This is a genomic window from Affinundibacterium flavidum, assembly GCF_014284175.1.
GTDB classification, from domain to species: Bacteria; Pseudomonadota; Gammaproteobacteria; order Burkholderiales; family Burkholderiaceae_D; genus Undibacterium; species Undibacterium flavidum.
Window position 1 is genome coordinate 89,966 of sequence record NZ_JACOGA010000012.1, and the last position, 23,951, is coordinate 113,916.

The 23,951-nt window shown below is 47.4% G+C and carries 16 protein-coding genes; 11 read left to right on the forward strand and 5 right to left on the reverse strand.

Annotated features, from left to right (window positions below; translation table 11 throughout):
* The first annotated feature begins 394 nt into the window (after positions 1–394).
* On the forward strand, positions 395–3,976 hold the full coding sequence (locus tag H8K55_RS13875; protein WP_222612476.1) for a bifunctional diguanylate cyclase/phosphodiesterase: 3,582 nt from the start codon (positions 395–397) through the stop codon (positions 3,974–3,976).
* A 133-nt stretch (positions 3,977–4,109) separates the two neighbouring features.
* On the opposite strand, the gene H8K55_RS13880 is transcribed toward H8K55_RS13875, so the two are convergent.
* The 3 genes from H8K55_RS13880 to H8K55_RS13890 all read right to left on the reverse strand — a co-directional run bounded on the left by H8K55_RS13880 (position 4,110) and on the right by H8K55_RS13890 (position 6,496).
* Positions 4,110–5,258 (reverse strand): 6-phosphofructokinase, encoded by a 1,149-nt coding sequence (locus tag H8K55_RS13880; RefSeq protein ID WP_186942658.1) that lies wholly within the window; start codon positions 5,256–5,258, stop codon positions 4,110–4,112.
* Between the two features lie 23 nt (positions 5,259–5,281).
* Positions 5,282–5,470, reverse strand: a complete 189-nt coding sequence (locus H8K55_RS13885; RefSeq protein WP_186942659.1) for a YgaP family membrane protein — start codon at positions 5,468–5,470, stop codon at positions 5,282–5,284.
* Between the two features lie 165 nt (positions 5,471–5,635).
* Positions 5,636–6,496: an MBL fold metallo-hydrolase gene (locus H8K55_RS13890; RefSeq protein WP_186942660.1), complete on the reverse strand. Its 861-nt coding sequence runs from the start codon at positions 6,494–6,496 to the stop codon at positions 5,636–5,638.
* A 188-nt stretch (positions 6,497–6,684) separates the two neighbouring features.
* Here H8K55_RS13890 and H8K55_RS13895 point away from each other — a divergent pair, with 188 nt between their 5' ends.
* The 4 genes from H8K55_RS13895 (at position 6,685) to H8K55_RS13910 (ending at position 11,938) form a co-directional block, all read left to right on the forward strand.
* Complete coding sequence (locus tag H8K55_RS13895; RefSeq protein WP_222612477.1) at positions 6,685–7,494, forward strand: sulfite exporter TauE/SafE family protein; 810 nt, start codon at positions 6,685–6,687, stop codon at positions 7,492–7,494.
* Positions 7,495–7,555: 61 nt separating this feature from the next.
* Complete coding sequence (locus H8K55_RS13900) at positions 7,556–8,455, forward strand: hypothetical protein (RefSeq protein ID WP_186942661.1); 900 nt, start codon at positions 7,556–7,558, stop codon at positions 8,453–8,455.
* 46 nt (positions 8,456–8,501) lie between these two features.
* Positions 8,502–11,105 carry a putative bifunctional diguanylate cyclase/phosphodiesterase gene (locus H8K55_RS13905; RefSeq protein WP_186942662.1) on the forward strand — a complete coding sequence of 868 codons (2,604 nt, stop codon included), beginning with the start codon at positions 8,502–8,504 and terminating at the stop codon, positions 11,103–11,105.
* 359 nt (positions 11,106–11,464) lie between these two features.
* Complete coding sequence (locus H8K55_RS13910; protein ID WP_186942663.1) at positions 11,465–11,938, forward strand: YybH family protein; 474 nt, start codon at positions 11,465–11,467, stop codon at positions 11,936–11,938.
* A gap of 30 nt (positions 11,939–11,968) precedes the next feature.
* Here the strand turns inward: H8K55_RS13910 and H8K55_RS13915 are convergent, their stop codons facing one another.
* The gene (locus H8K55_RS13915) at positions 11,969–12,310 is read right to left on the reverse strand and encodes an ArsR/SmtB family transcription factor (RefSeq protein WP_186942724.1); all 342 of its coding nucleotides are present in this window, start codon (positions 12,308–12,310) and stop codon (positions 11,969–11,971) included.
* 197 nt (positions 12,311–12,507) lie between these two features.
* Between H8K55_RS13915 and H8K55_RS13920 the strand changes: the two genes are divergently transcribed.
* The 6 genes from H8K55_RS13920 to H8K55_RS13945 all read left to right on the forward strand — a co-directional run bounded on the left by H8K55_RS13920 (position 12,508) and on the right by H8K55_RS13945 (position 21,457).
* Complete coding sequence (locus H8K55_RS13920) at positions 12,508–13,683, forward strand: efflux RND transporter periplasmic adaptor subunit (RefSeq protein ID WP_186942664.1); 1,176 nt, start codon at positions 12,508–12,510, stop codon at positions 13,681–13,683.
* A 9-nt stretch (positions 13,684–13,692) separates the two neighbouring features.
* Positions 13,693–16,902, forward strand: a complete 3,210-nt coding sequence (locus H8K55_RS13925) for an efflux RND transporter permease subunit (protein WP_230408622.1) — start codon at positions 13,693–13,695, stop codon at positions 16,900–16,902.
* Positions 16,903–16,982: 80 nt separating this feature from the next.
* Complete coding sequence (locus H8K55_RS13930; RefSeq protein ID WP_186942665.1) at positions 16,983–17,192, forward strand: YgaP family membrane protein; 210 nt, start codon at positions 16,983–16,985, stop codon at positions 17,190–17,192.
* A 98-nt stretch (positions 17,193–17,290) separates the two neighbouring features.
* Positions 17,291–17,713, forward strand: a complete 423-nt coding sequence (gene trxC, locus H8K55_RS13935) for a thioredoxin TrxC (RefSeq protein WP_186942666.1) — start codon at positions 17,291–17,293, stop codon at positions 17,711–17,713.
* A gap of 258 nt (positions 17,714–17,971) precedes the next feature.
* A complete protein-coding gene (locus tag H8K55_RS13940) occupies positions 17,972–18,484 on the forward strand; it encodes a DUF1269 domain-containing protein (protein WP_230408623.1) in 513 nt (170 codons plus the stop codon).
* Positions 18,485–18,808: 324 nt separating this feature from the next.
* Entirely contained in the window at positions 18,809–21,457 is a 2,649-nt protein-coding gene (locus H8K55_RS13945) for a M14 metallopeptidase family protein (protein ID WP_186942667.1), read from the forward strand.
* 112 nt (positions 21,458–21,569) lie between these two features.
* Here the strand turns inward: H8K55_RS13945 and H8K55_RS13950 are convergent, their stop codons facing one another.
* Positions 21,570–23,810, reverse strand: a complete 2,241-nt coding sequence (locus H8K55_RS13950) for an NHL domain-containing protein (RefSeq protein ID WP_186942668.1) — start codon at positions 23,808–23,810, stop codon at positions 21,570–21,572.
* Between the last annotated feature and the right edge of the window lie 141 nt (positions 23,811–23,951).

Consider the following 23,951-nt stretch of genomic DNA (forward strand, 5'->3'; position numbering starts at 1 on the left):
GGTGTTGGCTAACACTGCCCGAGGTAAGTCGAGGTAAATCAAGGTAAGTAAAGAATGGATGTAATGGATGTCATGGAAGTTACGCATGACATCCATTTTTTTTGCTTGTTTTTTAGGAATGTTTTTTGTCGCATTGCAGCGATTGTTTTACATATTTCCCTAGACAGCTTTCTTATTTTCGATCAAGGTATCAACAGTTTGACGTGTTATAAACAAGATAGTTGATTGCTCACAAAATGAACCCGGTCAGCTCCTGCCTGTCTATGCATAGACGAGTCTGGTCCTATTTGGCTTGATCCGCGGCTCCCATCTTGAACGACAAATAACAATGATCGCTATGATCTCTACGTATAGTCTGACAAAATTCACCCGAAATTTCTGGCTAACTCTAGCCATGATTTTGGCGTTTTCAATTGCGTTTACTATCTACGTCCAAGCCGAGAAAAAAGTTGATATCGCCAATGAACAGCGTTTCGCTGCCCATGCATTAGGGAATGAAATGCGTCAATCATCGGATGATTTGACGCGCATGGCTCGTGCCTATGCGACTTCGGGTATGCCGATTTATCGTCAATATTACGATGAAATACTGGCAATCCGAGACGGTCGTGCCGAGCGCCCTTTGAATTACCATGAGATTTATTGGGATTTGGTATTGTCCGATAATCAAAGGCCTCGACCATCGAGCGGCGAGAAAATCTCTTTTCAAGACCTGATCCGTCAGGCAAAAATCAGCGAAGCAGAATATCAAAAGCTGACTTTAGCATTGGCAAATTCTAACCGCCTTAGTCTGCTCGAACGCCAGGCGATGGATCTGGTGGAGGCGCTACGTGATGGCAGTACGTCTTCGACTATCAAACCCTTAGCGCTATTGACCAGTGAAGACTATAGGGTGACCAAGGCCAGCATTATGTGGCCAATCGCTGAATACCATCAGATGATGGAGGCGCGTACCCTGGAGGCAGTGAAACACGCGCAGCAAGTAGCCTATCAATTACGCCTGTTAGTCATGGTGATTTGCGTATTGATGGTGATTTTACTGTGGCGAGCTTATCAAAGTTTTCAATTGACCTTGGGTGCGCCTGTCGCGGAGTTGCGTGCGCATCTCGATAAACTGGGCCGAGCGGACTTTTCCGAACCCATCCAGATTCCAAAACAGGCAGAAAAAAGTGTGCTAGGTTTGATTTCGATTGCGCATACAGCTTTAGCAAACACAGAACAACAACGGCAGCAAACGGAACTACGCAATCAACGATTGACCCAATTTTATAATGTACTGAGTCAGTGCAATCAGGCGATCGTCCGTAGCCATTCCGAATATGAATTGTTGCAGCAAATCTGTAACGATATGGTGCAATATGCAGGTATCAGAATGGCATGGGTAGGTCTACTCGATACCGAACAAAAAACGATACTGCCGCTTGCTGCCTATGGCACTGGGGTTGAAATTCTAGAGCACAAGAGTTTTGAGATGGCCGCCCCAGTTGCGCCAACGGTGCAGCCTGATTTTGGACAAAGCCTTTATCTGCAGACCTTCAGTGATACGGTTCAACAGGCGCGCGCCAGCTGGGTGCAAGATTGGGCGACAGAATTGGCAGATCCAGAATGGCGTGCCTTAGGGCAGCAATATGGCTGGGCTGCATCGGCGGCGATTCCTTTATTTAAGAACGGTGCAGTGTACGGTGTGATCAATTTGTACGCCGGCAGCAGCTACGCGTTTGACGAAGAAATTCAAACTCTTTTGGTTGAGATGGCAATGGACTTGAGTTTCGCTCTCAATCGTTACGAGTTAGAAATGAGTCGCAAGCGCTCACGTCAAATGGAAGCTTTGCGTAGTTTCATGTTGGAACAAATTAATGCTGAAAAATCTTTAGAGAATTTGTTTTACGAAGTTGTAAAGCATCTGGAAACAATGATGCCTGGCAGTCTATGTTCTATCGTTTTACTTGATCCAGATGGCGTGCATTTGCGTATTGGTGCGATGCCGGATTTCCCTGAGTTTTTTGTCAAAGCGATAGAAGGGCAGGCGATAGGCGATGGCATAGGCTCTTGTGGTCACGCGATGTTTACCGGTCAACGTACCATCGTGGAAGAAATTCAAAGCCATCCTTATTGGTGCGATTTTAAAGAGTTAGCCCTAAGCGCGAAGCTGGCTGCTTGTTGGTCAGAGCCTATTCGCTCTGCGAATAAACAAGTATTAGGTGCTTTTGCAATCTATCACGCGGTACCAACGAAACCTGAAACGTGGCATATCAGTTTATTGGAAATGGCTGCGCACTTTTTAGCCCTGGCGATCGCCAAAGACAGGACCGAAAGTAAATTGCGCAAGCTGTCACAAGCTGTCGAGCAAAGTCCGAATATCATTATCATTACCGATACCGAAGCTCGCATTGAATATGTGAATCAAGCCTTTGTAGAAAAAACTGGTATGAATTTGGAGCAAGTGACGGGACAGACGCCGAGCATATTGCAATCTGGCAAAACGCCTTCATTTGTCTATGAGGAAATGTGGGAACACTTGCGTAAAGGTGAAAGTTGGCAAGGTGAATTGACGAATCTCTATAAAGACGGCAAGGAAACGATAGAGCTCGCGCATATTTCCCCCGTGCGTGATGGGAATGGTGTGGTCACGCATTTCTTGTCGCTACAAGAAGATATTACCGACAAAAAACGGACTGAAGAAAGAATCCAATACTTAGCACATTACGATGTGCTAACAGGCTTGCCGAATCGCGTCTTGTTAGAAGAGCGCGCGCAGTTTGCATTGAGCTCGGCCAAGCGTAAAGCGGCTTCGGTAAGCCTGATATTTTTCGATCTGGATCACTTTAAGAATATCAACGATTCATTGGGGCACAGTACCGGTGACGCGCTCTTGATTGAACTGTCACGTCGCTTGCGTGACGTATTGCGCGAAGACGATATTATTTCGCGCTTGGGTGGTGATGAATTTATTTTGTTGTTATCGGGTGTGGATGAGATCGGTGCAGAACGTGTGGCCGAGAAGCTTTTACAAACCGTGAATCAAAGTTATCTGGTCGGTCAATATGATTTGAATGTGTCTGCCTCCATCGGCATTGCGGTCTATCCTGAAGATGGTGAAGATCTTGAAACTTTGTTACGCAATGCGGATACGGCAATGTATAGAGCCAAGCAAGATGGGCGAAATAATTTCCGTTTCTTTACGCAAGAAATGCAGGCGCGATCTGGTCGTCATTTAGAGTTGGTGAATGCCTTGCGGTATGCCTTGGAAAGACAGCAATTGCAAGTCGTGTATCAACCACAAATAGATCTGGAAAGTGGTCGCGTTATCGGTACCGAAGCTTTGCTACGTTGGCACCATCCTGAACTGGGGACGATTTCTCCGGCCGAATTTATTCCTGTTGCCGAAGAGACGGGCTTGATTTTGACTATCGGTGAATGGGTCTTGCGCACTGCGGTAATGCAGACCCAGCAATGGCATGCGCTAGGCTGGAATCACTTGAGTATCGCGGTGAATCTGTCGGCGATACAATTTAGACATACGGATTTACCTGGCACAGTTTCGCAAATCTTAGAGGCTGCCCAGTTAGCAGCGCATTTCTTGGAATTGGAATTAACTGAAGGAGTCGCAATGACCGACCCTGCGGGTGCGATTGCGATCATGAACGATTTGCATAGGCGTGGGGTACGCATGGCAATCGATGATTTTGGAACAGGCTATTCTTCACTCAGTTATTTGAAAAAATTCAAAGTCTCCAAGCTGAAAATTGATCAATCCTTTATTCGCGACATCAGCAGCGATCCAGAAGACAAAGCGATTATTCGCGCCATCATCAGTATGGCAAAAACTTTGGGTTTGCAAACGATAGCAGAGGGAGTGGAAACTGAAGAGCAGTTAAACTTTTTGAGCGAGCAAGCGTGCGATGAAGTGCAGGGGTATTTCTTCGCTCGTCCAATGGCTGCGACGCAGTTTGAAGAGTTCATGCGTCAGCGTTAGATTTGAATGAATTGAATCTTGCAAACTGCGTTTCACAAAACTAGCACAACATATCGAGCTCAATAAGCTGATCCAAACAAGCTGATCCAAACAAGCTGACCAAGTTAAATCGAACACGGCTTAATCCACAAATCTAATCACCAAAGCAAATACCGATATCACGTCCAGTTTGCAAGGTATCGCCATCGAGTGGAACACCCTTCATGCGTCCAGCCACTTCATCCAGATTCACATAATTTACATTAGGAAATGCCAGCGCCACCATAATCCCAGAGTAGCCTTCTTTTAAAGCCCGCACAGCTGCAGCGCCAAAACGCATGGCGGATAATCGATCAAAGGAGGTAGGGCTGCCGCCACGTAATAAATGACCTAGCACGACAGCACGCGCCTCTTTGCCTGTGATGGCCTCTAACTGATGAGCGAGTTGCTCGCCGATGCCGCCTAAGCGCTCTACACCGCCCAATTGCGCCTGTTCTTCCAGATAGCGCTGACCATCTTTTGGCTGCGCACCTTCTGCCACCACCACGATGCTGTAATGGCGACCGGCCTGTGTCCTTGCTTGAATTTTTTGCGCAATTTTTTCTACGTCATAAGCAATCTCTGGAATGAGAATCGCGTGTGCGGTACTTGCCATCCCTGCATGTAGTGCAATCCAACCGGCATAGCGTCCCATCACTTCGACCACCATAATCCGTCTGTGACTTTCAGCCGTGCTATGCAAACGATCGATGCAATCCGTTGCAAATGCCACTGCGGTATCAAAACCAAAGGTGGTGTAAGTTTTGTCTAGATCATTATCGATAGTCTTAGGAACGCCGATGACGCGCAGACCTTGCGCGTAACCTTGTTGATGCAAGGCGTGGGCGATTGTGAGTGTGCCGTCGCCACCGATACAAATTAAAGCATCAATCTGCATTGCTCGTAGATGGCTGATGATGTCACCTGTACGATCAATTTCAGCTTGGCTGCCATCTGGCTGAGTCACCACGAAGCGCATAGGATTGCCGTGATTGGTGGTGCCGAGTATGGTGCCTCCTAAATGATTGATGCCGCGCACATGATCTTTGTTGAGTGCAAAGACACCATCAACTGGAAAGCGATCTGGACGCAATATCCCATTGAATCCTTCACGAATACCGAAGCACTCCCAACCGCGTTGTAGTGCTGATAGTACGACCGCGCGGATGACTGCATTTAAGCCTGGCGCATCGCCACCGCCTGTGCTGATGGCGACGCGGCGTATTGGCTGTGACGGTGTGCTTTGATTGAGTGGTGAAGTCATGATAGGGTTTGCGGGTGTACAGTTTAGTCTTTGCTGCAAGTGGAAATACTAAATGGTAAGTAAGCCGGACAAAAACGGAAAGTGCCTGTCAATACGGGCACTATGCCGAGATATCCCCACATACCAATATAGCCAGTCGCAGCTGCGGCGATCAGTGATACACCAGCGACGATGCGAATAATACGATCAGTGCTACCTACGTTGATTTTCATTTTATTCTCCAGCTTGGTGAATGTTGCTCATTGTTGCTCGGTGTTGCGGTGAAAAAAGATGAAACAATCCCTAGAAAATCACGTGGAAACGCGAGCAAGTGCGACATTCAAATGCACTTGCCTAAGTCGCTTAGAGTCCGCTTAAAGTCTGCTATAAGGTCCGCTTTAAAGTCCGTTTAGGGGAATTTTAAGATAGCTGACTCCATTCTCTTCGGGCGGCGGTGGATTCCCCGCGCGGATATTAATTTGTACTGCCGGTAAAATTAATAAAGGCATTTCTAAACCTGCGTCACGTTTATTGCGCATGGCGACAAAGTCGTCGGCACTGATGCCTGCATGCACATGAATGTTTTTCTGTTTCTGTTCGGCGACCGTCGTCTCAAAACTGACTGCGCGACCGTTAGGCGGATAATCGTGGCACATAAAGAGCCGTGTAGTATCGGGCAATGCTAGCAATTTTTGAATCGATTCAAATAGCATACGTGCATCGCCACCAGGAAAGTCACAGCGCGCCGTGCCCACATCGGGCATGAACATGGTGTCACCAACAAAGATCGCATCTTCGATCTGATAGGCAATGTCGGCCGGCGTATGTCCTGGCACGAACAAGGCTTTTGCTTGTAATTTTCCAATCGAAAAAATGTCATCTGCAGCAAACAAATGATCAAACTGCGAACCATCAACCGCAAACTCTGCTTCGAGATGGAAAAGCTTTTTGAAAACGCTTTGCACCCGATGGATATGCGCTCCTATCGCGATTTTTCCACCTGCGCAGGTTTGCAAATAGTGCGCAGCCGAAAAATGATCAGCGTGTGCATGGGTTTCTAAGATCCAGCTGAGTTGCAATTGTTTGTCTTGCAGCGCTTGCAGCACCAGATCGGCGGAGTGGGTTTTGGTACGGCCGGATTTGTGATCGTAATCTAGCACCGGATCAATTATCGCTGCGTGCCCGCCGATTTCGTCGTACACGAGATAAGTGATGGTGCAGGTGTTGGGGTCAAAAAAGCTTTGTATCTGAGGTTTCATGCGGCTTCGGTGTCAACTAAATAGTGATGCTCAATCATAGCAAACCAGAACTCGAACGCAAGCAGATTTCTTAGATCTGCGTGCGAAACCACAGTCGTTCCGCTTTGATTTGATTTGGCACATAATGTGGCACCTTGTTTTTCTTTGTCGTATTTTCTTTGTCGTACTATGTGCACGAATTTTATTCAATGAGTTTATTTGCGATATTGTTAGTGATCATGATTGGCATTACGGTTGGCTTGATCATGGGCTTAACCGGTGCTGGTGGTGGCATGCTGGCTGTACCTGCCTTGGTATATAGCCAAGGCTGGACTATGCAGGAAGCAATGCCAGTGGCCTTGCTAGCAGTGAGCCTGGGCGCTCTGATTGGTGCGATTGACGGACTACGTCGGCACCAGGTTCGTTACAAAGCGGCATTGCTCATGGCAGTGGCAGGCGCACCGATGACCTCGCTAGGCGTGTTCGTCGCGAGCCAGCTTTCTCAACAAATGTTGATGTTGGCGTTTGCTGCGGTGTTGTTGATTGTCGTGATGCGCTTAGTTTTACAAGCAAGGGCAGGAGCCAGTGCAGCGGTCAGAACCGATGCGATGGCGATGGTCAATCAGCAAACGGGTAAATTTGACTGGAGTTGGGCGACCGCTGCGATCATTGGCCTGATTGGTGCCTGCGCGGGATTCGCTACCGGTTTATTGGGCGTTGGTGGTGGATTTATTATCGTGCCCTTGTTGCGCCATTTTTCGAATTTAAGCATGCAAAGTGCCGCCGCCACTTCGCTGATGGTGATCGCTTTGGTAGGGGCTGTTGCGGTCACATCCGCAGTTTCACATGGTATACATTTACCCATATTGTTTTCGACCGTGTTTGCGGCTGCATCCGTGATTGGAGTCGCCTACGGTCGAAAAATTGCGAATCGCTTAGATTCGATGACTGTGCAACTAATTTTTGCGGCACTGCTCTGCGGTGTAGCGATCAGTTTTTTAATCAAAGCAATTTACTGATTGGTCGGTTGTTGATGTAAAGTTGAGTTTTTAATTTGAGAAGTTATTTACTTAAATATTTATGCAATTAAAAACACTACTTAGCCGTCACAAAAAAGATCTGGCACTCTTGATAGGCAACGGCATTAATCGCTATAACAGCCATGCCAGCAATAACTCTTGGGATGCTTTGTTGACACAATTGGCGCAACAGCATCTGCCAGAATTCGGCAAACAATTACCGCCGGGAATGTCGCTTACCGAGTTTTACGACGTATTGGATCTAGGTTTGCGTGGACAAGCAAGCTCGAAAAAGACGCCGGGCTTGCAACAGCAATTTTGCGATTTGATGGCAGATTGGCGGGCGATGCCGCAACATGCTTATGTGATGGCATGGGCTCAGAAACATGCAAGTCCTGTATTGACGACCAACTTTGAACAGTGCTTAAGCGACGCGATTGGTGGCAAAGCATTTATCGGCAAAGGCGCCAGTTTCACTGATTTTTATCCTTGGGAAGCATATTTTTCGACCGAGGAATTAAGTGAGCCTTGCGCAGGATTTGGCATTTGGCACATCAATGGTATGCAGAAATATCATCGCAGCATACGACTTGGTTTGACACACTACATGGGCTCGGTTGAACGGGCGCGCGTGCGTCTGCACAAGGGCAGTGGCCGATTATCTGCGGGTGGCGCAATACACGCTTGGGATGGCGCGAACACTTGGCTGCAGATCTTATTTCATCGCCCGTTGGCAATCCTTGGTTTGGGCTTGGCTGAGAATGAAGTGTTCTTGCGTTGGTTGCTGATAGAACGGGCTAAGTATTACAAGGATTTTCCGGCACGCTTTCAACCTGCGTGGTTTGTGCACACAGAAAATGATCGCGACATCGGCAAACTGTATTTTTTAAAGGCAGTTGGGGTAGAAGCTTTTGCCGTTCCTGATTATGATGCAATCTATGGTGAAAGCACTTGGACTTGATTTGAATGACGCTAAAAGCGTCTAAACTCTGTGAGAGTGATCGTCTATGTCAAAACGTGGGATGAATCGGTTAGGCAAATCTAGGTTTCTGAGCGAGCGGAAATTTGCGCATCATCATGTATTGGCGGCATGGCAAAGCTTGGCGATCTTCTGTCTATTTTTATTCAGTCATGCTTGTAGCGCGAATGCTTTGCCGATTGATTATTGGTGTGGCGAATTACCGGGAATGGCGACGGCTTCAAATAAGGCCGTTGCATCGGAACCTGCGCCCGTCAATATTCAGTCGATTTCTTGGCAAAGCGCCGTAGATGGCAGTATGCGTTTGAATCCACAGTATGCGCATTGCTGGATTCGCTTGCAGCAAGTTCCCCGTGCGCCGCAGCAATTGGTAATCTCGAATGGCTGGGCAAATGTGGATTTATTTGATGCAGAGTTTCATTTGATTGCCAAAGGTGAGCGCATTCTGGAGCAGTCCCCAGAGAGTGCATTGAACAATCAGGTGAGTAGGTCATCGCCTGATTATGCTGCTGGTGTATTGAGTTTGAATCACATGATTTTCGCTGTAGATCCTGCATGGCGTCTACCTCTGTATGTCAGAATTGCCACGCGATCCGGCGGCTTGATTATTCCTAATGGAGTACAAGTTGAGTCCGCTGAAGTCGCGCAATTGATGGAGCAAAATCGCCAGCAAAGCAATATCAGTTTGGCGGTCGCGGTGGCTGTATTGCTTACCGCTTTTGTTTGTCTGGCATTTGGCATTACCTTGAAAGATACCGCCTATGCCTGGATGTCGGCTTATCTCTTTTTGAGTGTCGTGATCCGGGTATTTAATCCCTTTGAGCCTTTGATCTTTTCACTCACAGCGCAGTTCGACTTGGCACGCTTGGTATCGCGACTTATGTATCCGATTATCAATGCAGTGTGGATGCTGGCGTATGCCCGTATCGCGGACTTTGCTCATTTTGCACCACGCTTAAATCGCTTGGCAAAGTGGACGGCAGTTTTATTTTTGTTAGAAATCCCACTTTGGTTATTAGATGCACCCTTAGGTCAAAGCATCAATTTTTCTCTCATACTATTTCTGACTTATCCGGTATTGTTTTGTGGATGTTGGATTGCCTGGCGCGGTGGCAATCGTTCTGCTGGCATACTCTTGTTGAGCAACTGCATGTTGTTCATTTTCTGGGCGCCTTATCAATTATTTGGATTATGGCCGATCCCACTATTTGCCAAATTCATTGTCAGTGAATCACTAAGTAGTTTATTTGGCGTGACCTCGGATTTAGTCTTGCCGCTGTTGTTCTGTATTGCGCTAGCACTCAGAACTTTAGAGTTGAAACAAGCAGCTGTGCGCCTCATGTCTTACGATGCGCTGACCGGTTTGGCGAATCGCGAAATGATACGTCGCCTTGGGGAAGCTATGCTCAAGCAAGGTCAAAGTCTGGCAGTGCTAGTTTTGAACATAGACCGGTTTCGGGCGATTAATGCGACGCTAGGGCCACAAATCGGTGATCAATTATTAGTGGTTGCCGGTAATCGCCTGAGTGCGCTGTCCGGTGTGCTCTCTGGCGCCCAAGTGGGACGCCTGCATGCAGATCAATTTTGTTTGTTATGGCCGGATATTAATTCAATACCCCAGCTGAAACAAAGTATAGAACGTGATTTCGCGCAACCAATTGACGAACACGGGCAATTAGTCGATCTCAGTTTATCAGTCGGGATCGCCAGCACGGATGACACGGATCAGTCGCAGAAAGACGGCAAGCTCGATATGGCGCAGCTATTGCGCCGTGCAGAGCTCGCCTTGGAAAGCGCGCGTCAGCAACATCAACAATGGATGCACTATCACCCAGATTTTGAACGCGCCAGACGCGCTGACTTGGGCTTATTGTCAGAGCTCAATCGCGCGGTAGAGCAGGGCGAATTGCGCATGTTTCTGCAGCCGAAATTCAATTTTGCGAGTGGGCGGGTCGATAGTGCAGAAGCCTTAGTACGATGGCAGCATCCGCAGCGTGGCTTGGTCGGGCCTATAGAATTCGTCCCATTTGCTGAGCAAACCGGGCGCATCGTCTTGATCACGCAATGGATCTTTGTCAGCGCTATGCGTCTGAGTGCAGACTTACGTGCGCAAGGATCAGCCTTGCAAATCTCTGTGAACGTCTCAGCGGTCGACTTAAATAAGCCTGGTTTTGTGGCTGATTTACAGAATTTATGTGCCGAGCTAGGTGCACAAGCAAGCGATATACGAATTGAAGTGACTGAGAGTGCAGCCATGCACGATCCAAATGCGGCACTACAAATCATGCACGCCTTGCGCGACGTTGGATTTAGTTTATCGATAGACGATTTCGGTACTGGCTATTCATCTCTCGCTTATCTGCAAAAAATGCCTGTTGCAGAGTTAAAGATAGACCGTTCATTTGTACGCGATGTAGTCGCCGGTAGCGACGCCGCCGTGTTACTAGAATCTACCATCGTAATGGCGCATCGCTTAGGATTGTCGGTGGTCGCCGAAGGAGCAGAAACCGCGATCGAATGGAACTTGCTGAAAGATTTGCAATGCGATTATGTGCAGGGCTATTACTTAGCGAAACCTATGCCAGTCGAGGAGTTTTTACGCTGGCGAGCGGCACCAATTTTACTCAAATAGATAGTACGCAAGTTCGCTCTTCAGAAATCAGATTGTCAATTGCGATCGACCTTAGGAAAAATAATCATGGAAAATTTTTTATTGAAGATCAAGTTCGGATGCCAATCTAGGGTCTGTTGACATATATTTTAGTCAAGCGTTTCACTCAAAACGCAGGATGGCAAGGCGCATCTCGCCGCTGCGGCTGGGCGCCCCAGCAAGAGATGCAACGCTGTCCATCGTGCGTTTTGAGTGAAACCCTCCGGGAATGGCTCAAATGGGCACATGGCGTTGTTGCAATCTGCTTATAGTGCCCGCACTACCGCGCAGCTTGCGCCTAGCCCTGTGCCCATTTGCGCGCATTCGCTTGCCTAAAATATATGTCAACAGACCCTAGATACCGGGTTCTCTTGTTAAGCCTGTATGTATTGTTCAGCGTAACTTTCAATACATACGCCGCCGACGCGAATCAATTAAAACTGCTGAAACAGCAAGTGATAGAAGCCGAAACCGCTTTTGCTAAAAGCATGGCACAACGTGATCATGCAAGTTTCGTCAGTTTTTTAGCCGAGGACGCGATATTTTTTTCGGGAAGCAAGGTCTTACGGGGCAAGCAAGAAGTGGCAGAAGCTTGGCGCAGGTTTTACAGCTCCGAGCAAGCACCGTTTTCATGGGAATCGGGAGAAGTTGAAGTCTTGGACAGCGGCAATCTGGCGATCAGTGTTGGACCCGTGCGTGATCCGAATGGCAAACTCATCGCCAATTTCAGTTCAATCTGGCGACTCGAATCATCCGGCGTGTGGCGTATCGTATTTGATCGCGGCACGGATGTTTGCAATTGTAAAAAAGATTAGCTGGATGTGAGCTTGAATAGTCCCGTACCGTTATTTTTTCTTGGGCGCTAAGGATCCTAACAAGGACGCCTGAGCTTCGAGTTGTCGTGCGACATTGCCACACACCAGGTCACACAGCGCGTAGATAGATTCATCTGCAATCCGATAATACACCGCAGTACCACGTCCTTCGCGTATCACCATACCGTGTTTTGCCAGTGTCGACAGGTGACGAGAAATGTTTGCTTGTGAACAATCACATGCCGTCGCCAAGTCGCCTACATTCATTTCTCCTGTACGTAAATTATTCAGGATTTTTAACCTGGTAGGCTCAGAAAGCGCTGAGAAATACTGCGCCACATGGTCTAAGGCGAGTTCAGATAAGCCTTCCATTTTTGATCCTGTCCGCGTAATTGAAGTCATGATGATAAACCCTGGCATAAACTTTTGTCTATTTGCGCACGCATTTTATCTCCTATTTGCGCATTTGCGCAAATAGGTATATTATGCGTGCTATTGAAAATTAATTTATTCCATGTGTCGTATTTTGTCCTGAAGTTCACAGGCACTAATTCTTTGGAGTTCCTATCATGCGTTCATCCTTGCACTCATCCATGCAGTTATTCTTGTCCGTCAATTTGTCACGCAAGCTTTTAAGTCCTTGGTCATCGGATTTGATCAAGTTAGTAGCGCTCAGTGCAATGTTGCTGGCGCAAGTCAATACATATGCACAAACGCCAGTAGCGTCCACATCTGCGCTGCAAACTGCAACGGCACGCGGCACCCACGCAGATGCTTTTTTGAGTGTGGATGGTGTGGTCGAGGCGGTCAGAAATACGGTGATCTCAGCGCAAATTTCTGGCTCTATCGTGCAACTGCCAGTAAAGGCGGGCGATACCGTGAAAGCAGGGCAATTGCTGGTGCGTATGGATGCACGCACTGCACAGCAGGAATTTAATGCGAGTAAGGCACAAGTTGATGCCGCCAAAGCGAATCTGGCGGTCGCTGAAAAAGACTATGACCGGCAGAAATTATTATTCGAAAAAAATTACATCAGCCAGGCACAATTAGACCGTGCATTAGCGCAATTCAAATCTGCCAGCGCTCAGGCGAATGCACAGATTGCACAAGCTGGCGCAGTCCAAACGCAATCCGGATTCTATACAATTAACGCCCCGTATGACGGCATCGTTTCTGACATGCCATCCGCAATTGGTGAAATGGTGATGCCGGGAAAACCGATCATGACGGTATATGACCCCAAAGATTTGCGCGTGATCGTCACCGTGCCACAAGCGCGAATCGCGGGCTTAAAGGTCGGGCAGAATGTGATGATTGAATTTCCCTCCTTGCCCAGCGCCCAACGCTTCGTTAAGCCGCATGCTATGACGATATTGCCTTTGTCGGATGCCGCTACGCATACGGTACAAGTGCGCTTTGATTTACCTAACGATGTGCAAGCTGTGAATCCCGGCTTATTCGCTCGCGTCAATCTGGCGTTCAACGTCGGCACCGATGCCGATGTCGCAGGTAAAAATCCTACCGCAACGCGAGTGTATGTGCCAGCGACCGCAGTATTTCGTCGCGCAGAATTGTATGCGGTGTATGTGATCAATGCGCAAGCTAAGCCAATGCTGAGACAAGTAAAACTGGGGCCGAAAATCGCAAATGAGCAGGAAATTTTGAGCGGCGTGGCAGCGGGTGAAAAAGTTGCGATAGATCCTTTGGCGGCTGCGCAAGCAAGCAAAATCAGCGCACAGAAATAGGGAGCTCACATGTCCAATTCTGATAAGACTATGGGTATTTCTGGCCGTATCGCTGCTTTCTTCCAATCGGCACAAATCACGCCTTTATTGGCGGTTGTGGCTTTCTTACTCGGTTTGTTTGCAGTCATAGTCACACCGCGTGAGGAAGAGCCACAAATCAATGTCACGATGGCGAATGTCTTGATTCCATTTCCCGGCGCATCGGTGAAAGATGTTGAGCAAATGGTCAGTATTCCGGCGGAACAAGTGCTCAGCCAAATTGCGAATGTCGAGCATGTGATGTCGGTATCGCGACCAGGTCTGGCGATTGTGACGGTACAATTTCAAGTCGGTGTGCCGCGCACCGAAGCGCTGGTTCGTTTGTATAACACCATCCATAGTAATCGCGATTGGTTGCCTGCCAATCTCGGTACTTTGGAGCCCCTCGTGAAACCAAAAGGCATCGACGATGTGCCTATCGTTTCTTTAACTTTATGGAGTAAAAATCCCGACACAGGATCGGCTGCATTGGAGACGGTTGCGCATAGTATAGAAGCGGACCTTAAGCGAGTTGCAGGTACCCGTGAAGTAGTCAGCATCGGTGGTCCGGGACGTGCCATTAATATCGAACTAGACCCAACAAAATTGGCGGCGAATGGATTGACCGTGATGGATTTGCAAGGCGCGTTGCGTGCCGCAAATTTGGGTTTGCCTAGTGGCGAGCTGATCGCCGGAAATCAAACCGTGGCAATAGAAGCGGGGCCATTTTTGCGTGATGCGCAAAGTGTTGCCGAGTTGGTCGTTGCAGTGAAAAATAAGCGACCTGTTTTCTTGCAAGATGTCGCGAAGATAGAAGATGGTGCATTACCTGCTAGTCGTTATGTATGGCACGGCACCACGGGTAAGGATGCGGCTGAATACCCAGCGATCACGATCGCAGTAACCAAGAAGCCAGGGCAAAATGCGGTCGATGTGGCAAATGCTGTTAGTCAACGAATTGAAGTATTGAAAAATGCCGTGATTCCGGCCGATGTCGAAGTATCGGTCAGCCGCAACTACGGTCAAACTGCCGATGACAAAGCGAAAAAGCTGATACAAAAACTCTTATTCGCCACCATGTCGGTAGTCGCTTTAGTATTTATCGCGCTTGGTAGGCGTGAAGCGGCGATCGTTGGTAGCGCTGTGATTTTGACTTTGACTGTCACCTTGTTTGCGTCTTGGGCTTGGGGTTTTACACTCAACCGCGTGTCCTTGTTTGCGTTGATTTTTTCTATCGGGATTTTGGTTGATGATGCGATTGTGGTGGTAGAAAATATCCACAGACATCAAGCCCTGTTTCCGCATAAAACCTTAGCGGAAATTATTCCCGGCGCGGTCGATGAAGTCGGCAGCCCAACGATACTTGCAACTCTGACTGTCATCGCCGCCTTATTGCCTATGGCCTTTGTCAGCGGTTTGATGGGTCCCTATATGAGCCCTATCCCTATTAATGCCAGTATGGGGATGTTGCTGTCGCTCGCCATTGCTTTCATCGTGACACCGTGGTTAGCGCGCATCTGGATGAAAGAAGGACATCATGCAGGCGATGGCTTGGCGGTTAAATTAGCACCAACATTTCAAAAGATATTTAAACCCTTTTTGGACACGCAATCCGGTAGCAAAAAACGCAAAAAGCTCGGGCTTGGCGTTGCGGCGCTGATCGCTCTGTCGATCGCCTTGCCTGTGCTGGGATTGGTGCAATTGAAGATGCTGCCATTCGATAATAAATCCGAATTTCAGGTGATTGTCGATATGCCAGCCGGTACGCCCGCAGAAAAGACCGCGGCAGTGTTGCGTGAGTTAGGTAATTATTTGCAGACAGTGCCCGAGGTCAGCGACTATCAGGCGTATGCGGGAACAGCTGCACCGATCAATTTCAACGGCTTAGTACGTCAATATTATTTGCGTGCCGGTGGTGAAGTTGGCGATATTCAAGTCAATTTAGTTGATAAACATCATCGCTCAGACAAGAGCCATGTAATTGCCACGCGTGTACGTTCGCAATTGCAAGCGTTGGCGAAAAAGATCGATCCTGAGGCGAATGTGAAGGTGGTAGAAGTGCCACCAGGTCCGCCAGTATTGGCGCCTATCGTTGCCGAAATCTACGGCGCTAGTGATGTTGAGCGTCGTCAGGCCGCTAAGCAAGTGCGCGCGGTTTTTGAAAAAACTGCGGGCATCGTCGATGTGGATGACAGCAGCATCTTGCATGCACCGCGTAAGCTTTTGATCGTTGATCGTAAAAAGGCAGCGCAACTCGGTATCTCTCAAACGAATATTGTTGCGACTTTACGCGCAGGTTTGGCGGGTGATGCAGCAGCATTTTTACATGATGAGAGTAAGTATCCGGTTTCGGCGAATTTGCATTTACCTGTGAGTGACCAAGGCAATCTCGATACCTTATTGGCGCTGGGTGTGAAAAATGCACAAGGTGGTATCGTGCCGATTCGTGAGCTTGTGACCGTGACCGATACGTTGCGCGAACAACCGCTGTATCACAAAGATGGCTTGCCCGTGAATTTTGTGGTCGCCGATATGGCGGGCAAGATTGATAGCCCTTTGTATGGCATGTTCAGTATGCGCAGCGAGATCGCCAAATTGACGATGCCTGATGGTGGTAAGTTAGAAGAATTTTTCATCAGCGTACCGCAAGATCCTTATCGCGGCTTTAGTTTGAAATGGGATGGTGAGTGGCAAGTTACCTATGAAACTTTCCGCGATATGGGCGCGGCTTATGCAGTGGGTTTAGTGTTGATTTATCTCTTGGTGGTCGCCCAGTTTGGTTCTTATTTGACGCCTTTGATTATCATGGCGCCGATTCCTTTGACTATTATTGGCGTGATGCCTGGCCATGCATTATTGGGGGCACAGTACACCGCCACTAGCATGATAGGCATGATCGCCTTGGCGGGTATCATCGTTCGAAATTCTATCTTGCTAGTTGATTTCATCCATGTGCAAATCGCAGCGGGTATTGCGTTCAAAGAGGCCGTTGTGAATTCCGCTATCACCCGTGCGCAGCCGATTGCCCTCACAGGTTTAGCGGCGATGATGGGCGCTTTCTTTATTCTTGATGATCCGATTTTTAATGGTTTGGCGATCTCTTTGATCTTCGGTATTTTTGTGTCGACTTTGCTCACTTTAGTCGTGATTCCTTTGTTGTACTTCACGGCTTACCACAAGAAATATGCATGTGCGGAATAAGCGTGATCGCGTTGCTTGATTTTTGTTTTTTTGATTGTTAATTATTATCAATACTGTTACTTTCGTCGAGGAGAAATAACATGACTTCATGGCAAATGGTGCGTATCGTCGCCGGTGTATTAATGTTGATTAGTGTGGCACTGGGTGCTCCGGCTAGTCCGGTTTTTATCAACCAATGGTGGTTGGCATTTACAGCATTTATCGGTGTTAATATTTTTCAGAGCGGATTGACGCAATGGTGTTTGATGGAAAAAATTATGCGTAAGTTGGGTTTTAGCGCGGGTAATTAATTTCTAATGTGTGAAGCACAAATGGCGTGATCAAAAATTGGTATCTTAGGATCAGAATTGAACAAGCAGATTTGAATAAATTGAGTAGGGGATAAACCATGCATTTAGTATGTCCACAATGTAGTGCTACCAATCGTATTCCGGATGAAAGGCTGCGTGATCAGCCGGTCTGCGGTAAGTGCGGACAAGCGTTGATGGAGGCTGAGCCTGTGGCTTTGAGTGAGCAGGCCTTACCTAAATTCTTAGCGCAAACGGAACTGCCGGTGCTAGTCGACTTTTGGGCAGCATGGTGTGGCCCATGTCGTGCGATGGCACCACAATTTGAACAAGCGGCACAGATGGCGCCTGACATTCGCTTTGTGAAAGTGGATAGCGATGCCGCTCCTGTGGCTAGTCAACAATTTGGTATTCGGAGCATTCCAACTTTGTTATTGATGAAAAATGGCAAAGAAATTGCAAGACAAAGTGGTGTGATGCCCGCGGCACAAATTATCGCTTGGGCGCGCCAATACTTGTCATAGAAAATAGTCAGTAAATATGAAGTAAATGCGAAGTAAACCTAGTAAGCGTATCGCCAACTAATTCTGTGATTTTATTGAAAATTATCGGTTGAAGTTCTTCAATTTCAGACTATAACGAAAGTGTAGGCAGGGGCTTACATAATCGTTGTTCCGCTTGCGGGTGGATGTAGTCTCTTTTATCAAAAAAACCTGTGGCGTTTCATCGATGTGGTGATGATAGTAGCCATATTGTCGTCAGGTTTTTGATAGGAGGATACTATGAAACGCAGGTTATATTACATGTTGCCTGACGTGCGCAGCGCCAGAGCCATGTTAGATGAATTGTTGTTAGCCAGAGTGGAATATCGACGCATCCATTTCTGCGCGAAAGAGGGTACTTTGTTACCCGATATGCCCGAAGCAAATGCATTTCAAAAAACAGATTTAGTGCACGGCGCAGAAGTAGGAATTTTGATCGGCGCGGTGTCAGGTTTGATTGCCGCTTCTTTGTTTTTACTCTTTCCTTTAAATAGTATAGAAGCGCGGCTCTTGGGGTTTTTGGTGTCCATATTGATGGGTGCGATTTTGGGTTCGTGGATATCTGGTCTGAATGCATCCGCCATACCGAATGCGAGTCTCGCACCATTTCGTGAACGTATAGAACGGGGGCAAGTATTAATGATCGTCGATGTACCGTTCCATCGTGTTGAAGAGTTTGAAAACATGATAGAAAAACGTCATCCTGAAGTCGATTTTGGTGGTGTCGATCCGCACATTCCTATTATTTCTTGAGGTGAAAATCGCAGTAGCCACTTGACTGTTAAAACAAGTATTTATGCTAATGAAGCTCCGGCAATTACTGGAGCTTTTTTTTGCCCGCAATTTTTACAATGCGATGTATGCTTGTGCTTACCATACTAATGGTGGATTGAAGCAATTCCTAGGGCAACAAAAAGGCCACTGATCTGCTTATCTAATGTTAAAGTTGATTTGCTAAGTTTGAACTTAATGCGCTGAACTTGCTCAAAATCATCTAAATCAACACCACGTTTTAGTAGCAAATCATTTAGGCAGTATAAGTTCGCGAGTTCAATAATAAATAAACTAAGGAAATCTATGTCGCTAAAAAAAATCGCACAGGCAGTCAGCCTGGCTTTTTGTTTTACTCTCAGCGCAGCGCCAGTTTTTGCTGCTTCCCCAACGACCGTCATTCCTGCCCACGCCCGCGTCGATAAAATCAGCACGCCAGCGTCTGTGCTCGGTTTTGAACTTGGCGAATGGCATGCGCGCCCGGAGCAACTGGTTTCTTATTATCAGCTATTAGCCACACAATCACCGCGCGTTAAAGTGCGCGTGGTCGGTTATACGCATGAGCGTAGACCGATTTTGAATGTGATTATTACTAGCCCCAAAAATCATGAGCACCTGACCGAGATCGAAGCGGCGCGTGGGCGTGGTGAGAGCGATACGCCCCTTGTTGTTTATCTGGGTTACAGCGTGCATGGCAATGAACCTAGTGGTGCGAATGCCGCACCGGCAGTGGCGTGGCATTTGGCGAGTTCCAGCGATGCATCGGTGAATGACATGCTAGAGCGCACCGTGGTCGTGATTGATCCCATGCTCAATCCAGATGGTTTGGCACGCTTTGCCCATTGGGCGAATAGTAATCGTGGTCAGACTTTAGTGAGTGACCCGAATACTTTAGAACATCGAGAAGGCTGGCCTAGCGGTCGTGGCAATCATTATTGGTTTGATTTGAATCGTGACTGGTTGTGGCTGCAACATCCAGAATCGCGCGCCCATGTCGCGACGTTCCAGAGTTGGCGTCCGCATATATTTGGAGACTTCCATGAACAAGGAACTGATGCGACGTATTTTTTTCAACCAGGCGTGCCTTCCCGTACCCATCCTTTAACCCCGCAGAGTAATCAAAGCCTGACTGAAGCAATATCTAAATTTCATGTGAAAGCTTTAGACGCGCGCGGCGAGTTTTATTTTAGCCGCGAAGGCTTTGATGATTTTTACTATGGCAAAGGTTCGACTTATCCTGACGTACAAGGCAGCGTAGGAATTTTGTTTGAACAAGCGAGTTCACGTGGTCACGTACAGGATTCGCGCAATGGCTTGTTGAAGTTTGAACATACGATCGCGAATCAAATCACGACTTCACTGAGTACTTTGCAAGCCGCTGATGCTATGCGCGACCAGTTAATCGCCCATCAAAAAAACTTCTTTGAAGAAGCGAAAAAAATGGCTCAGGCTGATACCAATCGCGCCATGCTATTTGCGGCTGAAGGCAATCCAGCGCGTCTGCGTGATTTTGCAACTCTGCTGAAACAGCATGGAATCGCGGTGCATCAAGTCAAGGGCAGCGTTACGATTAATGGTCAACGCTACGATGCCCGCAATGCAATCGCCGTACCGCTCAATCAAAGACAAAACCGCTTGCTTGAAGGCATTACCGAATTGCGCACGCAATTTAAAGACAATACTTTTTACGATGTCTCGGCTTGGAGTGTAACCAAAGCCTACGATCTTGCCAGCGCAAAAAGTGCAGGCGATGTGATTGGTGATCCGGTGCAGGATTTGCCTAAAGCCAGCTTAAAAGCCGAATCGAATATCGCTTACGCGTTTGCTTGGGAGAACGACGATGCGGCATTGCTGTTGGCGGAACTGAGTCAGACCGGTTTGCGTTTGCGCACCATCACTAAACCAATGCGCATACAAACCACCGAAGGCGTGAAAGATTTGGGCATAGGTAGTATCGTGATCCCTGTTGCGATGCAAAACACCCCGGCTGCGAATGTGGCCGAGATAGTGCGCAAAGCGACGGCCAAATATAGCGTGGAAGTAATGGTATTAACCTCTGGCGCAGGTAGCACTGGCACGGATTTGGGTAGTGCGAGTTTGAAATCGGTGGAACGCCCGCGTGTTGCTTTATTGACGGGTGCCGGATTGGATTCGACATCGGTTGGTGAACTCTGGCATTGGTTGGATACGCACTTGCATTTGCCCACGACGATGTTAGGTACGGATCGCTTGGCAGCAACGCAATTGGAGCGCTACACCCATATTGTGATGGCCGATGGAAGTTATCGTTTAAGCGACGAAGCCAATAAAAATATCGAGCGTTTTGTCAAACAAGGTGGCGTGATTATTGGTGTCGAAGGTGCCTTGAATTGGGCGAGTAGCCAGAGTTATTTGCATACCAAATTGGTGAAAGCCGATGCGACAAAAAAATCAGACGCAGATAAAGCAGACGATAAAAAAACTGACGACAAAAAAGCGGATGACAAGAAAGTCGATGAAAAGAAATCAGACGAAAAGAAATCCAAGGACACACGCTTAGCCTATAAGGATCAAGATGCGAATAGTGCTAAAGAATTGGTGGCGGGCGTTATTTTTGAAACCGAGATCGACCGCAGTCATCCGATAGCGGCAGGCATTCCTCGCGATACTTTGCCAGTGTTCCGCGCGCAAGCCGATGTTTATCGATTGGAAGGGGATCGTTACGGCACGGTCGCGGCGTATAGCAATGCACCTGTGATCAGTGGTTATGTTTCGCCAGAAAACGCAAAACGTATCGCAGGCTCAGCAGCAATTACGGCAGAACGCGTCGGCAACGGCAGCGTGATTTTAGCGAGCGCAGCTTTGGGTTTCCGTAGTGGCTGGGTCGGCAGTCGCCGCGTGTTGGAAAATGCGCTGTTCTTCGGTAAAGCATTTGAAAAAGCGCGGGTTGAAGGTGATGAGGTTGAAGAGGAATAGTGTCGTCAGGGTTTAGAAAAAATTCTTCCTCATAGAAGAACCTCTGCATAAGTGACTGAATGCATTAACTGAGCGTGCATGATTTTGTGTAGAGGTTCTTGACAGCAAGTAGTTATTTCTTCTGTACGATTTTTAATACGGCTCCCTCAGAAAAAATATATAAAGTATCTTGATCATCAATGGTGAGCCCGGAGATGAAAGACAGGCTGGCAGGTAACTTGCCTGTGATGACACCGCGAGAACCAGGAGTTCCAGCAATCGTTGTGACCTCGCCAGCCGGAGTGATTTTTCGGATCAGAAAGTTGCCGCTATCGGCGACGTAGAGATTGCCATGACGATCAAACACGATAATGTTGGGTGTATTAAAGCTAGCTTTGGTGCCAATTCCGTCTGCGTATCCTGTTTTTTCAGGTGTGCCAGCGAAGGTGCTCACAATGCCATCGGGACTGATTTTGCGTATTGCGTGATTGAGTGTGTCTGCTACAAACATATTGCCATGTTTATCTCCGGTAATGCTCATCGGTGCATGAAAACGCGCTTTGTTGCCCGGACCATCGACATGACCGCGTTCGTCTAAAGAACCTGCAATGGTGGTGACCACGCCTGCAGGCGTGATTTTGCGGATTAAGCCGCCTTCCGCCAGATAACCTGGTCGGTTTGGAAATTCAAACGGTGTGGGAGAAGGGACTAGATCGCGATCAATCACATAGATATTGTCCGTATTGTCCAAAGTGAGGTCGGTAATATTATAAAAGATGGCGTTTGAGCCTTTTCCATCTTGTGTTTTGAGACTTTGACTATTGCCTCCGCCTGCAAATGTAATTTGCTCGCCATGGGAGTCGAGTGTGAAAATTTTATTCCTAGATAGCAGGTATGCAGTGTTATTGTGACGTTCATCAGAATACCAATATTTGCTATTATTGGAAGCGATTGCATCAGGGTTGCTGATTCCCCAAGGCTGTAAGCTAGTCACCATTCCAGTGGGACTCACTTGCCGTGCAACTTGTTTCGGCGATGCCCAGCCGCGTCCCGTGACGATCACATTTTGATTGCTATCCATTTTTAGGGTATATCTTTCCTCGAACTTAGAAATAGACAAATCATTAGGGTTAAAAGTCTTTGTAAAAAAACGTGCAGCACTTCCTTGACCATCAAGATGGCTCCAATTTTCAGGTGGCTTGATACCAGCAATGGTCGTTACAGCGCCCTCGGGGCTGATTTTGCGTATGCAATGAGCTACGGTGTCGGCAAAGTAAAGAAAGCCTTTTTGGTCGATACTTAATCGTCCTGGAGTCCATAGCGCGACTCCTTCCCCGTCTTCGGTGATCGTGTCTCGAGCCCTTGCTCCAAACCCAGCTTCTTCTCCTTTGCCATCACGCACGAACGATGCCCATGCATCTCCAGCTAGAATCCGTGAATTTCCATTGGGGGAAATCTTGAGTATTTGTATGCCACTCATTACATAGATGTTTTGTGCTTGATCGGTAACAATGGCGCCACGGAGATCAGTCAATTTGACAGGTGCCTGCGTGTTTTCCCATTGCGGTTTTAAGGTCATCACAAGACCATCAGGCATAATTTTCCGAATTTTATTGAAATCGTCGGTGACGTACACTATGCCTTGCTTATCCACCGTAATTCCTAAAGGGGCTGTAAACGTAGCCAGCTCTTTCATACCATCGCTTGTACCAGTCTCCTTGATCTTACCTGCCAAAGTGCTAACCATGCCATTGCTATCGATTTTACGAATTAAAGAATTATCAGGGTCGGGTAGATATAGAACGCCAGAACTATCTATCGCGATGGATTTAATTTTGCCGAAAAGCGCTTGATTTTTATGTCCATTAGCATAGCCGCAAGTCGTTTGACCAGCATAAATACTCTTTTCACCGTTAGTGGCAAGTTTGTAAATCAGGCATTCATTTTCTACTGCGTAATACAGATTATTCGCGCTATCGACAGCCAAGTTGCGCGGAGGGGGTACATTTCTAAAAAATTTTTCAACCCAGAATTTGTCTTTCGAGGTATTAGTCAGACTACTCACCACCCCGTCACTGTTGATACTTCGAATCGGTTCGTCCGTGCTTTCACTAACGTAGATAGCACCATCTGGTCCTACCGCTATACCCTGAGGGCTAGTAAAACGTCCAATTGGGCCATCAGCATTGCCTTGACCACCCAATTCACCAGCAACGAATTCTAAGCGCTGCGGAGGCGTGAGAGGGATAGTGGGCTCTTCATATTTACCGTTACCACCACAGGCTATGAGTGCAATGCTACTGGTAACGAGTGATGCATAGAGTGAAAAATGCAGTGGGAATTGAGAAAAATGTTGAGCTGAAAAAAGTCGCATGAGGATAGGAAGAGTTAATCTTGATTAAAAACAAATTATTTTATTGATTTTTTTACATTTGCAATTATAAAGACATTGTCTACTAATTAACAAAAAAATTAGCTCTAGACAGTAAATATTTTCGTAAATTAATCAACACAG

Coding starts and splice junctions, on each gene's coding strand:
- H8K55_RS13875 (WP_222612476.1), top strand. CDS start 395: ATGATTTTGGCGTTTTCAATTGCGTTTACTATCTACGTCCAAGCCGAG.
- H8K55_RS13880 (WP_186942658.1), bottom strand. CDS start 5,258: ATGACTTCACCACTCAATCAAAGCACACCGTCACAGCCAATACGCCGC.
- H8K55_RS13885 (WP_186942659.1), bottom strand. CDS start 5,470: ATGAAAATCAACGTAGGTAGCACTGATCGTATTATTCGCATCGTCGCT.
- H8K55_RS13890 (WP_186942660.1), bottom strand. CDS start 6,496: ATGAAACCTCAGATACAAAGCTTTTTTGACCCCAACACCTGCACCATC.
- H8K55_RS13895 (WP_222612477.1), top strand. CDS start 6,685: ATGAGTTTATTTGCGATATTGTTAGTGATCATGATTGGCATTACGGTT.
- H8K55_RS13900 (WP_186942661.1), top strand. CDS start 7,556: ATGCAATTAAAAACACTACTTAGCCGTCACAAAAAAGATCTGGCACTC.
- H8K55_RS13905 (WP_186942662.1), top strand. CDS start 8,502: ATGTCAAAACGTGGGATGAATCGGTTAGGCAAATCTAGGTTTCTGAGC.
- H8K55_RS13910 (WP_186942663.1), top strand. CDS start 11,465: ATGTCAACAGACCCTAGATACCGGGTTCTCTTGTTAAGCCTGTATGTA.
- H8K55_RS13915 (WP_186942724.1), bottom strand. CDS start 12,310: ATGGAAGGCTTATCTGAACTCGCCTTAGACCATGTGGCGCAGTATTTC.
- H8K55_RS13920 (WP_186942664.1), top strand. CDS start 12,508: ATGCGTTCATCCTTGCACTCATCCATGCAGTTATTCTTGTCCGTCAAT.
- H8K55_RS13925 (WP_230408622.1), top strand. CDS start 13,693: ATGTCCAATTCTGATAAGACTATGGGTATTTCTGGCCGTATCGCTGCT.
- H8K55_RS13930 (WP_186942665.1), top strand. CDS start 16,983: ATGACTTCATGGCAAATGGTGCGTATCGTCGCCGGTGTATTAATGTTG.
- trxC (WP_186942666.1), top strand. CDS start 17,291: ATGCATTTAGTATGTCCACAATGTAGTGCTACCAATCGTATTCCGGAT.
- H8K55_RS13940 (WP_230408623.1), top strand. CDS start 17,972: ATGAAACGCAGGTTATATTACATGTTGCCTGACGTGCGCAGCGCCAGA.
- H8K55_RS13945 (WP_186942667.1), top strand. CDS start 18,809: ATGTCGCTAAAAAAAATCGCACAGGCAGTCAGCCTGGCTTTTTGTTTT.
- H8K55_RS13950 (WP_186942668.1), bottom strand. CDS start 23,810: ATGCGACTTTTTTCAGCTCAACATTTTTCTCAATTCCCACTGCATTTT.